Source organism: Nostoc mirabile CHAB5784 (assembly GCF_020829645.1).
Classification (GTDB): Bacteria; Cyanobacteriota; Cyanobacteriia; order Cyanobacteriales; family Nostocaceae; genus Nostoc; species Nostoc mirabile.
This window is the reverse complement of the sequence record NZ_JAIVFS010000029.1, coordinates 57,640-70,320: the sequence shown is the minus strand read 5'-3', so window position 1 is coordinate 70,320 and position 12,681 is coordinate 57,640. Positions and strand designations below refer to the sequence as shown.

The 12,681-nt window shown below is 43.6% G+C and carries 13 protein-coding genes and 1 pseudogene; 9 read left to right on the top strand and 5 right to left on the bottom strand.

Annotation, left to right across the window (positions count from 1 at the left end; all coding sequences use genetic code 11):
* Window positions 1-414 precede the first annotated feature (414 nt).
* Window positions 415-1,026, top strand: coding sequence for an ATP-dependent Clp endopeptidase proteolytic subunit ClpP (gene clpP / locus LC653_RS19750; protein ID WP_196517036.1), 612 nt, complete (start codon window positions 415-417; stop codon window positions 1,024-1,026).
* A 248-nt stretch (window positions 1,027-1,274) separates the two neighbouring features.
* Here the strand turns inward: clpP and LC653_RS47385 are convergent.
* Window positions 1,275-1,573, bottom strand: a pseudogene (locus LC653_RS47385) (hypothetical protein); the annotation flags it as partial.
* An 18-nt stretch (window positions 1,574-1,591) separates the two neighbouring features.
* Here LC653_RS47385 and LC653_RS19745 point away from each other — a divergent pair.
* Window positions 1,592-1,849, top strand: coding sequence for a hypothetical protein (locus LC653_RS19745; protein ID WP_229496366.1), 258 nt, complete (start codon window positions 1,592-1,594; stop codon window positions 1,847-1,849).
* 74 nt (window positions 1,850-1,923) lie between these two features.
* On the opposite strand, the gene LC653_RS19740 is transcribed toward LC653_RS19745, so the two are convergent.
* A complete protein-coding gene (locus LC653_RS19740) occupies window positions 1,924-2,814 on the bottom strand; it encodes a slr1353 family protein (protein ID WP_229496364.1) in 891 nt (296 codons plus the stop codon).
* Window positions 2,815-4,351: 1,537 nt separating this feature from the next.
* Between LC653_RS19740 and LC653_RS19735 the strand changes: the two genes are divergently transcribed.
* From LC653_RS19735 to LC653_RS19725, 3 genes are all read left to right on the top strand, one after another.
* The gene (locus LC653_RS19735) at window positions 4,352-6,706 is read left to right on the top strand and encodes a ribonuclease R family protein (protein WP_229496363.1); all 2,355 of its coding nucleotides are present in this window, start codon (window positions 4,352-4,354) and stop codon (window positions 6,704-6,706) included.
* 17 nt (window positions 6,707-6,723) lie between these two features.
* Window positions 6,724-7,344, top strand: a complete 621-nt coding sequence (locus tag LC653_RS19730) for a flavin prenyltransferase UbiX (RefSeq protein ID WP_229496361.1) — start codon at window positions 6,724-6,726, stop codon at window positions 7,342-7,344.
* Between the two features lie 311 nt (window positions 7,345-7,655).
* Window positions 7,656-8,360: a LapA family protein gene (locus tag LC653_RS19725; protein ID WP_229496359.1), complete on the top strand. Its 705-nt coding sequence runs from the start codon at window positions 7,656-7,658 to the stop codon at window positions 8,358-8,360.
* A gap of 19 nt (window positions 8,361-8,379) precedes the next feature.
* On the opposite strand, the gene LC653_RS19720 is transcribed toward LC653_RS19725, so the two are convergent.
* The 3 genes from LC653_RS19720 to LC653_RS19710 all read right to left on the bottom strand — a co-directional run bounded on the left by LC653_RS19720 (window position 8,380) and on the right by LC653_RS19710 (window position 9,745).
* Window positions 8,380-8,574, bottom strand: coding sequence for a hypothetical protein (locus LC653_RS19720; protein ID WP_229496357.1), 195 nt, complete (start codon window positions 8,572-8,574; stop codon window positions 8,380-8,382).
* Window positions 8,575-9,240: 666 nt separating this feature from the next.
* Entirely contained in the window at window positions 9,241-9,441 is a 201-nt protein-coding gene (locus tag LC653_RS19715; protein ID WP_229496355.1) for a DUF5615 family PIN-like protein, read from the bottom strand.
* Window positions 9,410-9,745: a DUF433 domain-containing protein gene (locus LC653_RS19710; RefSeq protein WP_229496353.1), complete on the bottom strand. Its 336-nt coding sequence runs from the start codon at window positions 9,743-9,745 to the stop codon at window positions 9,410-9,412. The genes LC653_RS19715 and LC653_RS19710 overlap by 32 nt, the downstream gene beginning before the upstream one ends.
* A 190-nt stretch (window positions 9,746-9,935) precedes the next feature.
* Between LC653_RS19710 and LC653_RS19705 the strand changes: the two genes are divergently transcribed.
* The 4 genes from LC653_RS19705 to LC653_RS19690 all read left to right on the top strand — a co-directional run bounded on the left by LC653_RS19705 (window position 9,936) and on the right by LC653_RS19690 (window position 12,606).
* A complete protein-coding gene (locus LC653_RS19705) occupies window positions 9,936-10,481 on the top strand; it encodes a shikimate kinase (protein ID WP_229496351.1) in 546 nt (181 codons plus the stop codon).
* 448 nt (window positions 10,482-10,929) lie between these two features.
* Window positions 10,930-11,307: a hypothetical protein gene (locus LC653_RS19700; RefSeq protein ID WP_229488912.1), complete on the top strand. Its 378-nt coding sequence runs from the start codon at window positions 10,930-10,932 to the stop codon at window positions 11,305-11,307.
* Window positions 11,308-11,571: 264 nt separating this feature from the next.
* Entirely contained in the window at window positions 11,572-12,078 is a 507-nt protein-coding gene (locus LC653_RS19695; protein WP_229496349.1) for a hypothetical protein, read from the top strand.
* A 3-nt stretch (window positions 12,079-12,081) separates the two neighbouring features.
* The gene (locus tag LC653_RS19690) at window positions 12,082-12,606 is read left to right on the top strand and encodes a GNAT family N-acetyltransferase (RefSeq protein ID WP_229496348.1); all 525 of its coding nucleotides are present in this window, start codon (window positions 12,082-12,084) and stop codon (window positions 12,604-12,606) included.
* Window positions 12,607-12,681: the final 75 nt, after the last annotated feature.

The following is a 12,681-nucleotide window of genomic DNA, read 5'->3' as shown; positions in this document are numbered from 1 at the left end:
CATTTAGTTTTATCGACTTACTGAATGTAACAAAAATAATTTGATATTTGCCGAGGGAAATCCTAAAAAAATGTTTAATTTGTTACAGGATTAACATAATTCCCTAAGCAAGTCTGATTTTGGTTATCGGTCTAATCACCACATCGCCAAAGTTGTCCAGCAAATGCCGAGATATGAGGTTGGCGATGATTGGAGTTTTTTGATTTGTTCTTCATGGGATATTTTCTTAGACACCTTTTGCGGTTAAAAAGTGCCCTTGGGGGTTGAATTTATCGCAAAATCATCTTTTGTACTGTTTTTGGGCAAGAGAAAACGAGAAAGGTTTGATTTATCTGCTTGGCAACAGTAGAGATAAACCCCAGTTTCGTGCTGTCACCGATAAAATGTATTTAAAGTAGCCACAAACACGCTTCCATGATTCCTATCGTTATTGAACAATCGGGTCGAGGCGAACGCGCCTTTGACATCTACTCACGGCTGTTGCGTGAGCGCATCATCTTTTTGGGACAACAAGTTGACAACAACATTGCTAACTTGATTGTTGCCCAACTGCTGTATTTGGATGCCGAAGACTCGGAGAAAGACATTTATATGTACATCAATTCTCCCGGTGGTTCGGTGACGGCTGGTATGGGCATTTTTGACACTATGAAACATATTCGCCCTGATGTCTGTACCATTTGTACCGGATTGGCGGCGAGTATGGGCGCTTTCCTCCTCAGCGCTGGTGCTAAGGGTAAGCGGATGAGTCTACCCCATTCTCGGATTATGATTCATCAACCTCTAGGCGGCGCTCAAGGACAGGCGACTGATATTGAAATTCAGGCGCGGGAGATTCTCTACCACAAGCGGCGGCTAAATGACTATTTAGCTGAACATACAGGTCAACCAATTGAGCGGATTGCTGAAGATACTGAACGTGACTTTTTCATGTCACCAGAGGAAGCCAGGGAATATGGCTTGATTGACCAAGTGATTGACCGTCACGCTGCTGGTAGTCGCCCAGCAGTTGCTGTTCTTAATTAATAGTCACGATTGGTAAATGGTGATTTACCACTTTTAATTCCCTTAAACCCCAAAAATAACCCCTCTTTATAAGTGAAGAGGGGTTATTTTTGGAATGGGTGGCCTGTTCAAGTACTTAATACCGATTTGGACAAATGACTAACTAAAATCCAGCTAGTGGTCTGTAAAGTTAAGTTTGCTAGGTTCGTAGTGAGCGCTTTAGCGCTCAAATCAAGGACTAAAGTCCTTACTACGAACTTATTCATCCATCAAAGTTGGTCTGGTGGACTTGGCTGAGATTGGAGATATTTGAGGAATTCGTGCAATTCATCATCGGTCAGTAAAGAACGCGATCGCTTCCCAAAAGTTTTAATTAGGGACTTCCAAATAAAAAAATACTCAAAAAACTGGCGAAAAAACTCTCTCCTCCTTATTCCTCTGTGTTCTCTGTGTCTGGAGTGGTTTGTTTATTTGGATAATTTATTTCTTGGAAGTCCCTTAGATGCTCCCGTCCCTGTTCTGGTGTCCAGCCTAAACGCTCTATCTCGACATCAGTCTTAGCCAATACCTTCTTCCAAACAAGCAAATGCCATCGCTCAACAAGCAAATGCCATCGCTCAACAAGCAAATGCCATCGCTCAACAAGCAAATGCCATCGCTCAACAAGCAAATGCCATCGCTCAACAAGCAAATGCTCTCGCTCAACAAGCAAATGCTCTCGCTCAACAAGCAAATGCTCTCGCTCAACAAGCAAATGCTCTCGCTCAACAAGCAAATGCTCTCGCTCAACAAGCAAATGCTCTCGCTCAACCTGACTTTTCACGGGATGTGGAAAAGGGGATAGACTTTTGCAAGAGGTCTATTAGTCCTTACAAATGACTAATGACTAATGACTAATGACTAATGACTAATGACTAATCAAAATCCCGCTATTGGGTCTGGCTGAGATTGTAAGTATTTGAGGAATCCGTGTAATTCTTCTTCAGTTAGCAGAGTACGCCCCCGCTTACCATAGGTTTCAATCAGATGTTCCCGCCCTTGTTCTGGTGTCCAGCCTAAACGCTGAAGTTCGACATCTGTTTTAGCAATTACATCAGATAAATCAACGGGTTCAGCTTTCTTTTTTCTCTTTCCTGTCACTGGCGGCGTGGCGACATCCTCTTGAGGGCTGTAACTCCGAGGTGTAAATGGTGTGACATTATTGGCAGAAATTCCTGGAAAGGTTTGATTTTCCACCTGATTATCAAAGGTTATTTCCAAGTTTTCAACTGGAGGATCAAATTCTAGCTCCTTGTTGGCTGTCACAGGAAAGTTTTTACCTAAATCCTGGCTATAGGTATCGCTTGGTAGGGACGCAGCGTTGTTGTACCCGTACTGTTCATTATTGTTTGTTATTACTTCTGGTTTGATGTTCCGTACTTTGGAAGGCGGTATCGATATTTCTTTGTCGCTGACTACTGGCCACTGACTACTAACAAACTCCTCATCCTTTGCAGAGGAATAAGCAACAGACTCATTCAATCCACCTTTGGTATTCAAGGAAGGGTTTAGCTGCGCTGGGGGAATTGGATTTGAGCTAAATGCCACTGATTGCTGTGGCGCATTTGTTGTAATACCCAAAACTATTAGTGCCCTGGTTCTGGCTTGGTCTTCTGCTGCTTCTACTGTTTCTGCTGCTGCCATACCCGTAGCACGGGTTACGCCTTCTATTTGCACGCTTGCGCGGACAATATATTTTCCTTGAAAAATTTGCACTAATTCAGAAATCAGACTGCCTTTGGGATACAAGCTCTGGAATTGAGCCAACATAATACTGCTACCAATCTAAATATTTTTAATAACGGGGTTGATACTGCCTGTATATTCAAGCTAGCTCATCTGCCCTTACTTTAATTTACATCCACTCGATACCCAGGATGCCTGCCAATATTGCTTACTATCTGTCATCAGTTTCTTGGCAGGCGATGAGTTAACGCGATGTGCAACTTAATATTTTGACCTCTCTCCAAACCTCTCTCCTAAAAGGAGAGAGGCTTTGAATTTTCCCCCTTCCCTATGAGGGAAGGGGGTTGGGGGGTTAGGTTTGAGTAAAAGTTGCACACGGCGTGAGTAAGTATAATTCTCTGCTCTGAGCTATCAAGGTGATATTCTTGGTTTGCCTTGTGTCCCAATTGTAGCAGTAGCTCTTTTTTGACGAAATTTTTTGCTAGTGCTAACTTATCTGGGTAGTCTTGCCTGCAATGCTATACTGATTACCCAACTGGATCTCTAGAACTATTTTCTGGAAGTGCGCTCTAAATCTACAATAATGGAGATAAGGTTCGCCCTCACTGCTTATTAAGCTGCTCACCTAATTGTTACCGATTCTACATGTGGGAAAATTGGGTTCATGGCAGTTCCGCCTAGTTCAAAATCAGAGTCTAATGTCGTAAAATTACTTTCACTCTAGACAATCAAACACCTGTAGTTTCCACGTCACTTGCTCCACTTGGGGAAACCCCAGACGCTCGCAGACTCGCTAACGCTGCGCTATCGCTTTTAGCGTCTCCCCTTGGGAGAAGACCCAACGGGAAAGGCAGTCCCCCAGACGCTCGATGACTCGCTAACGCTGCGCTATCGACGGGAACCGCCATCGCGCTTCGCGTCTCCCCTTGGGAGAAGACGGGGGCTGCCTCACCGCAGTGGCTCCCCTGCATAGCGCTTTTGGGCAGTATGGATTCTCTAAACCCAGCTTCTCAAAAACCCGTCGCGTAATTACCTAGCGGGGCTAAATCCTAATCAGGCGTGTAATCTTAAGTTTGGTTAGGTGAAGAGACTTGAACGCAGGCGAACTCTGAGAGCATCGTGCAGTGAGAAGTTCGTAGACGCCCAGAGTTGTCTGTGGGTCGCCTTCCTTTGCTCCCAACTGCGGGAGTAGTTTATCGCTCTTGCGGGGTCGGGCTTCCTTTCCTTAGAACTTAGGAAGTCTTGCCTCTGAGCAATTCGTTTCCAACTTGTTTCTGTAAGCCGTGAGGGTATACAGAAAAGAACCAGATTGAAGAAGAATTCAGAATTGAGAATTCAGAATTCAGAATCAATATAGTGGGGAATTCAGCGCAAAGTGCGGTCTTGGGGTCTCCCCAAGAGGAGCAACTTTGTAAGAGAGACCCACCACTATAAAAGTCGACCACAAAACAAGAAAATTTTTGTGGGGAACTTAAATCTCTTGATTGAGACGCTTGCGGACTCGCTACCACTGCGCTATCCGCAAGTTACAGAGAATTCAATTCTGAATTCTGGCGACTGACGCCTTTATTCTGTTTTGTTAAACAACAAATGATGTTTTGACCAAAGGTCGGTTCACTGCATGGAATTTTCAATCGCTACACTCCTTGCCAATTTCACCGATGATAAATTGGTAGCTCGGAAGGTTTTAGAAAAGAAACTTGGCTGTGAAGATGAAAAAAGTTTACAAAAACTTCACATTGCCTTAGATGTTCTGGAAAAAATCGGTATTTTAGTGAAGGAACGGGGCAAGTATCGCCGTGTCTCAGAAGACGGAATAATCGAGGCAAAACTCCGTTGTTCTAGTAAAGGCTTTTGCTTTGCTATTCAAGATGTGGAAGGGGCTGAGGATATTTACATCCGCGAAAGTCATCTGAGTAATGCTTGGAATGGCGATCGCGTTTTGGTTAGAGTTCTCAAAGAAGGTAGTCGCCGTCGCTCTCCCGAAGGGGAGGTGAAGCTGATTCTAGAACGTTCTAACCACACTTTACTGGCACGAATTAAGCAGGTGGAAACTGGTTTCCGGGCTGTGCCTTTAGATGATCGATTGCTGTTTGAACTTAAGATTCAGCCTAACGGGGCAAAGTTGGAAGAAGCGATCGATCACCTGGTTCATGTAGAAGTTTTGCGTTACCCATTGGCACAATATCCTCCCCTTGGTCGAGTGGTGCAAATCCTCGGTAGCGATGCCGAAGCTGCTGCTGATATAGATTTAGTTACGTGCAAACACGACCTTTCCCGGACTTTTCCAGATAATGTGCTAGATGCAGCCGCCAAGTTGCCCAAAAAGCTACTCAAAGCAGACCTGAAAAATCGGCTGGATTTACGTAATTTATTTACCTTCACCATTGAAGGGGTAAATGGCGATACCAAAGTTATAGAAAACGCTTTTAGTTTAGAAAAAAACTTAGCCGGAAATTGGCTTTTAGGCGTTCATATCACCGATGTTTCTCACTATGTCCAACCTGACGAAGCCCTAGATAGAGAAGCACTCAAACGGGGCAAATCAGTGTATCTGGGAGAATTAGTACTGCCAATTTTGCCCCCAGGTGTGGCAGAACGCTGTTCTTTAGTACCTGGGAGCGATCGCTTAACTATCTCTTTTTTAATTACCATTGATCCCCAATCTGGACAAGTCCTAGAGTGGGAAATTCAACCCAGTGTAATTAACGTCGAGACTGCACTGAGTACTGAACTTGCCCAAGCAATTCTTACAGGTGAAGCTCTTGAGCAATCATCACAGGTTTCCCAAATCCTGCAAGACCTCCAAGCCTTGCAAACAGCCGTAAAACAGGTACGGTTGACTCGTGGTAGCCTCCAGTTGAATCTGCCGCCCAGTCAAAACGCCTACTATGATGAGGGGATTCTCGGCGCTGTGGTGGTGAATGATTTACCAGTGCGATCGCTACTCACAGAGTTGGTACTGTTAGTTAATCAACTGGTAGCAACTCACTTAAATGCTCTTGGTGTTCCCGCCATCTGGCGAGTTCAAGGTACACCCGATGTTGAAGATGTCCAGGAAATGCTGAAATTGGCAGTCAATTTAGGCGTTGACCTCACACTAGATCCAGAAGTCGATATCCAACCCTTAGATTACCAACATTTGACCACAGCTTTTGCGGAATCTCCCTCTGAGCAAGTTCTTACTTACTTATTACAAGATACACTTAAGCCATCTGCGTACAGCACCACCAAAGGATCTCACTTTGGTCTGGCACTACCGCAATATGTCCACTTTAGCGCTCCCTTGCGGCGTTACCCAGATTTGCTCATGCAGAGAGTGTATTACGCGCTACTCGAAAACGGACGCGATCGCCGCAATACCCGTGTGAGAGAACGTGTTAACTTGCGCCACTCCTCCAGCCACGAGGAAATTAACTGGAACGTTTTACCCCCAGAATTGCAACAAGAACTGCAAAGCGATTTGACTAGGGTAATTGTCCAAATCAACGACCGAGAAAAAGAAGTCCAAGAAGCTGAAGCCGATTTAGCCGGACTGCAAAAAGCCCAACTGATGAAGCAACGCATCGGTCAGGTATTTCAAGGCGTGATTACCGGGGTTCAATCCTACGGTTTCTTTGTGGAAATTGAAGTCCCAGCAGCCGAGGTGGAGTCCAGCAGCAATCCTGGTGTGCCTTTGAGAGTAGAAGGATTGGTACACGTCAGTTCTCTCAAAGATGATTGGTATGAATATCGCGCCAGACAACAGGCACTGTTTGGGCGCAAAAATCGCGCTTCTTACAGATTAGGCGATCGCGTCGCCGTGCAAGTTAAGAGTGTCGATTACTACCGTCAGCAAATTGATTTGGTAACAGTCGGCAGCGATGGTTTAGCCAGAGGTTTAACTGGTAGTGCTTCCAATGAGGAGCTTTCAGACCTCTACTTACCAAATGACATTGAGCCTGATGACCTAGATCCTTACTCTGAAGATGAGTAAAATAAACTAAACCTTACGTGTCAAACAACACCAAGCCTCTAATTTTAGGCGTATCGGGCGCATCTGGTCTGATTTACGCGGTTCGCGCAATCAAATTTTTGCTAGAAGCGGAGTATAGTATTGAATTGGTTGCCTCTAAATCTACTTACATGGTTTGGCAGTCAGAACAGGAAATTCGGATGCCACCAGAACCAACCGGGCAAGAACAATTCTGGCGAGAGCAAGCTGGAGTTGCAATTTCCGGTAAACTCCGCTGCCATCCTTGGGGTGACGTTGGAGCCGGGATTGCCAGTGGTTCTTTTGCCACACTGGGGATGATAATTATTCCATGCAGCATGAGCACAGTGGCAAAGCTAGCGGTTGGCTTGAGTTCCGATTTATTAGAACGGGCGGCGGATGTCCAACTTAAAGAAGGACGCAAGCTAGTCATTGTCCCGCGTGAAACGCCTTTTAGCCTCATCCACCTCCGTAACTTAACTTCTCTAGCAGAAGTTGGAGTGAGAATTGTCCCCGCGATTCCTGCCTGGTATCATAATCCCCAAACCATCGAGGATTTAGTGGATTTTGTAGTTGCCCGTGCTTTAGATCAACTAGATATTGACTGCATCCCAATTCAGCGGTGGCAAGGTCGTCGCTAACACCCTCAGTGGATTTATTGTAAATTTCACAATAGTCCTAAAAAGGTAATGATAGAGATGGCTGATAGTGTCAGTAGTCAGTGAACAGTAATTAGCGAAGAATAATCAGACTGATAACTGACCACTGACTACTGACCAAAGAGGCAGAGGAGTAGGGAGTAGGGGGCAGGGGGAGAAAGATTCTGGAATTCCCCGCTTCATTAGGGTCTCAGAGCGAATAAATTTATTTATGGGGTTTTCCCCCTGCTCCCTGCCCCCTGCCCCCTTTCCTTTTCAGTGACCACTGATAACTGACAACTGACAAAATTGCTATGGCTGTAATTCGCTTAATTCTATTGGTGGCAGTACTGGGAGGACTAACGCTGTTATTAGTCCAAAATTTCTCACCTGCCCTATCGCTAGTATTTTTGGGCGTGCGAACTCAACCATTACCACTAGCTATATGGATTTTGTTTAGTACTGCCACTGGTGCTTTCACATCTATATTAATTAGTACCTTGTTTAACTTATCCAATTATTTTGGAGGAAGACAACGCCAAACTCCTGACCGCCGAAGCGCAACGCCTCGTGCGAAGGCAAGCCGTAGAGAAGAATTTACATCTCGCCCTGCCAATTCTCCACCACCACCTAGTAAAAAAGAAGAGCCTACTAGTGATGTATTTGATGATTGGGAGACAAATGGCAGTAAAGATGATGATTGGAACTTTGATGAAAAATCAGAGGAAACACCTACTCCTAATCCTCAAGCTCAACAGCCTAAAGACTCTAAAACTTACGAACGTCAATCAGAAGCCAAAAGCAGTTCTCAGTCTGGTTCAGTTTACTCCTACAGCTACCGGGAACCAAAAAATACGGCTGCGGGAAAAACTGAATCCGTTTATGATGCTGATTACCGGGTAATCATCCCCCCTTATCAGCCGCCAACTACCAATCAAGCCGATGATGATAATGATGATTGGGAATTTTTTGATGATGATGATGATTTTGAAGATGATGGTAAACGCCCCCGTCGGTGAGATGTAGCAGGCTACGTCTCTACTTAATGCCACACCGCTCTCTAGACTCTTGCTTGACCCTACCAGTCATGGCAGCTTCTTGCAAAGTCATGAAAGCATTAAAATCTTCCAAGTCATACCGGGTAGTCAAGAGTTGTCGTAGGTTATTTTCAGCTTCCACTGTCAAATAGCCACTTGCTAAAGCTTTTTGTACAACATCACGAATTCGAGTCATAGTTGACGCCTCATCCATCCTATATTTATTCATTCAGGCTTATTGGGGTGAAATATGCAGTAGTCTTTGTGCCGAAATTTCAACTTGGCAAGCTTTTTTTGGGCGCTCGCAGGATATAAGTCATTATTTACACCTTTATAGGAAACATTTAATTGATTAGGGCTTGTTATAACTGAACTTTTAGAATAACGACCCTGTGCTAGTAAAAACACAGTATTGTGTATACTTAAAATTACTTGCCAGAGTGAAAATTCGGGTTATTTAGATAGACAGAAATTGTTTGAATAAAGTTTCAAACAAGCTATATTAATTTTTTAGTTAAGCATAGCGATCGCTATACAGCAATTACCTAGTTATTTGATGAAAATTACTACCTTTCTGAGAAAATTATCGTTTATTATTTATGGTAATTTCACAAAATAATCTTAATCTATTGTTTAACTTACTTTAAATATATTAATAACGGTAATAACGACAGTTGATTCTTCTTAAATAGAAGATGAAGTAGAACTTAAAAATAAATAAAAGCTTTCAAGTAAATTCAAGTTGATAGCTCATTTATTGTGGCTCAAGAACTTCCCAGATTAAAATTAAACTTCTCAATGTTTCCCCAATTGAGCGGCGGTTCTGAGCGCAGTAAATAATTATTGCGTGCATAAGGCCAGCTTAATGAAATATTAAAAAGTCATCATCATGGGTGAAAATTACCTGATTCTGAGACATTGCAAAAACAACCTGTTCTGCATCTGATGCAGCTATCAGTCCTTTTTCTGATGTAGTCGTCACATCAATACCACGACGACGTAAACCATCCGCTATAGCATTACTGACATTCTCATCTAGGTAGAATCGAATTTCTTGTGTCATTTCGATTCTTTAGTTTCTCTTGCAGAATCGAAGGAGTTTTAGCCTGTACTTCTCTGACAAAGGCTTCTCCTTCTGCAATTTCTTGCCTGATCTCATCTTGATGATCGTGGTAATAAGCTAGAGCAGCATAAACATCAGCTAAAGTGATACTGGGATGATGATAAACGATTTCGTCAGGCGAAAGTCCCATCCGTTCGTGCCAAATAACAATATCTTGCACTCTAATTCGGTGTCCAGCAATGCGCGGTTTACCCCCATCTGGAGTAATTTCAATGTGTTCTGAGATTACTGGTATCTTAGACATTTTATCCAAGAAACACTCCTATAAGAACAAATTATATTTTCGTTATCAGCTGATTAGCGATCGCCAATCAAGTAATTTTATCCGGTTGCGCGATAGGTGCAAAACTCCGTATTTTTAAATCCTAGATTGAATCATTGAGTTTATAATTTTAATTTGTGACTCAGCACTGAAAATTGGAGCAAAGCAACTGGTGAGCAGCTTATTAAAAGGAGTAAACCTGTACTTAATTGGTATGATGGGCGTTGGTAAGACGACAATAGGGCGCTTACTAGCAAAGGAACTAGGTTATGGGTTTGTGGATACTGATAATGTCATTGCCCAAGCAACAGGTAAATCTATCAATGAGTTATTTACCGAAGAAGGGGAAGCAGGATTTCGCAAGCTAGAAAGTGACGTGCTTTCACAAGTTTGTGCTTTTACAAAGTTAACTATATCAACCGGTGGAGGCATTGTACTGCGGCGAGAAAACTGGGGTTATCTGCACCACGGGTTGATAGTGTGGCTAGATGCACCAGTGGAGCTAATTTACAGCCGTTTAGCTGAGGATAGCACAAGACCACTCCTGCAAGATGCTGATCCCAAGGGCAAACTGCGATCGCTCCTCGAACAACGTACACCACTTTACTCTCAAGCTGATTTGCATATCATCGAGCGAGAGGGAGAAACGCCTGAAGAGGTTGCCAAGCGAATACTTGAAGCAATTCCTAGCGTTCTCAAAACACAAGTTTCTGATTAAGAAGACTCAAATTACCAAATTTTGGCCATCCGCAGGACAAACTCTGCTAATTCTGGATTGCCAGTAATTTTATCAGGCGATGTCTACGACGGGCTATGACGCTCGAAGACTCGCTAACGCTTCTCTACGAGACGCTACGCGAACGCTATCGGCGTCGCTAAAGGAGCTTAATAATCTCACAAAAAATCGTCATCCTCTTGAACAACTTCAGATATTAGGCAGGCAAATTTCGCCCGTGGTAACTGAGCTTGTCGAAATGCACCTTACCCCCATGCTTTCAAGCAGGGGCTTTCTCGGTGCGGATATCTTGGTAAGTAAGTCTTAAACATTTTGGATTCTGAAGGCGCCCCGAAAAACCTATTTGTAACAGCAATTTTGTGAAATGATGTAGCATAACTGAGTGTCCGTAGTTTACCGCCGTAGGCATCGCTCGCCTTGTCAAAGACTCATGACTAAAGTAACATCTCAAGAAATTGCACAGTTTCGCTCTCAATTGGCAGATGATAAGAGCGATATGGAAGCGCTGGATTTGATTGAAGACTGTGATGGAGATTTAGAAGATGCGGCGATGACGCTAGCTATCCGGGCAGGACAACAACCAGAAAGAGCAAATTCCGAGTGGTTAGATGCCTTGGCTAGAAAATGGCGTGTAGTGATTTGCGAACAAGAATATCGGGAAGATTTGCTTAATTCTTCACCTCAAAAGATGATGGAACATCTAAAAGCAATGCCGACGTTTCCTAAAATTTTGGCAACACCAGTTTTGATATATGTCCTCAAGCAAGGCGTGAACAATTTTTGTGAGCCACTAGATTCGCTAAAGTGATCGGATGTACATTTAACTTGTGCTAACTTGTGCGATGCCTGCGGCGGGCTATTCGGCGTCGCGGTTTGCAGTTGAGTTCAATACAGACCTAACCCCCAACCCCTTAAGAGCTAGCAAAGTAAGAATAAAAGCCCCTCCAAACTCCTGTACAGACGCGATTAATCGCGTCTGTACTCCAAACTCCTACCCAATGCAAGATGATTCCACCAAGACTGATACGCTGTTAATTAAGGCAAAACTTCTATTAGACAAATTGTGAAATCAATGAATTACCTTGTTGCCGTATTACCAGACCGCATTCAAGCCGAAGCTGCTTACTTAGCTTTAGAAGAACAAGGCATAAACAGCACTATTCTGGGGAAAGGATATAAAACAGCTGACGAGTTTGGCTTAATTGACCCCAAAGAGCAATCCAAAAAGCAAGCACAACTGATGGCAACCTGGCTGATACCATTCGGCTTTTTTGCAGGTTTTACCTTTAGCCTCATCACTGGTTTAAATACTTTTGCCTGGGCGGGTGAAGTTGGCAATCACATCGTTGGCGGACTGCTGGGTGCTGCTAGTGGTGCTATGGGTGGTGTGCTTGTCGGTGGCGGAGTCGGTTTACTCATAGGTAGTGGTGATGCTTTACCTTACCGCAACCGCTTAGATGCGGGTAAATACTTAGTTGCCGTTCAAGGTTCTGAAACTCTAACTCGGCAAGCAACCCGAATATTACGTCAGTTTGATCCAGAAAATATCCAAGGTTATGCTGACACAAGTAGCGTGTAATAAATGAGTCATACTTTACACATCACAACACAGCGACTTGAGTTGCTTCCTTGTTCTTTGGAGGTGGCGCAAGCCGTTGTGACAAGAAACAAATTCCAAGTAGAGAGGCTTTTGGGGGTAAAAGTTCCTGATGATTGGTATGCATCTGAAGTGCTAGATTTTTTCCCAATGTATGCTCAGATGTTAAAAGATGATCCTTCCCAGTTGGGTTGGGGTGTCTGGCTGATGATTCACATTGTTGATTCTACTCTGATTGGTGATTTAGGATTTGGTGGCAAACCCGATCAGACAGGAACTGTAGAAATGGGTTATGAAGTGCTATCAGCTTATCGCCAGCAGGGATTTGCTTTTGAAGCAGTAGAAGCACTGGTCGATTTTGCCTTTACTCAGCAAGAACTCAAGAGAATTATTGCTCATTCTCCAGACGATCATGTTGGCTCGATTCGCATTTTGGAAAAATTGGGAATGCAACAAATTGCTAGGGATGAAAACCTGCTGAAATGGGAATTAAAGTTAGAATCAAGATAGTTATAGAGCTTAATTCTCAATTCATAACTTATAATTTTTAAGAATGTTGCCACGAGAAGAACTTTTAATTTGTAG

What these genes read in the sequence shown, in the direction of transcription:
- LC653_RS19690 (WP_229496348.1), top strand. Translation starts at nt 12,082, where the DNA reads ATGAGTCATACTTTACACATCACAACACAGCGACTTGAGTTGCTTCCT.
- clpP (WP_196517036.1), top strand. Translation starts at nt 415, where the DNA reads ATGATTCCTATCGTTATTGAACAATCGGGTCGAGGCGAACGCGCCTTT.
- LC653_RS19710 (WP_229496353.1), bottom strand. Translation starts at nt 9,745, where the DNA reads ATGTCTAAGATACCAGTAATCTCAGAACACATTGAAATTACTCCAGAT.
- LC653_RS19735 (WP_229496363.1), top strand. Translation starts at nt 4,352, where the DNA reads ATGGAATTTTCAATCGCTACACTCCTTGCCAATTTCACCGATGATAAA.
- LC653_RS19745 (WP_229496366.1), top strand. Translation starts at nt 1,592, where the DNA reads ATGCCATCGCTCAACAAGCAAATGCCATCGCTCAACAAGCAAATGCCA.
- LC653_RS19700 (WP_229488912.1), top strand. Translation starts at nt 10,930, where the DNA reads ATGACTAAAGTAACATCTCAAGAAATTGCACAGTTTCGCTCTCAATTG.
- LC653_RS19715 (WP_229496355.1), bottom strand. Translation starts at nt 9,441, where the DNA reads ATGACACAAGAAATTCGATTCTACCTAGATGAGAATGTCAGTAATGCT.
- LC653_RS19740 (WP_229496364.1), bottom strand. Translation starts at nt 2,814, where the DNA reads ATGTTGGCTCAATTCCAGAGCTTGTATCCCAAAGGCAGTCTGATTTCT.
- LC653_RS19720 (WP_229496357.1), bottom strand. Translation starts at nt 8,574, where the DNA reads ATGACTCGAATTCGTGATGTTGTACAAAAAGCTTTAGCAAGTGGCTAT.
- LC653_RS19695 (WP_229496349.1), top strand. Translation starts at nt 11,572, where the DNA reads ATGAATTACCTTGTTGCCGTATTACCAGACCGCATTCAAGCCGAAGCT.
- LC653_RS19725 (WP_229496359.1), top strand. Translation starts at nt 7,656, where the DNA reads ATGGCTGTAATTCGCTTAATTCTATTGGTGGCAGTACTGGGAGGACTA.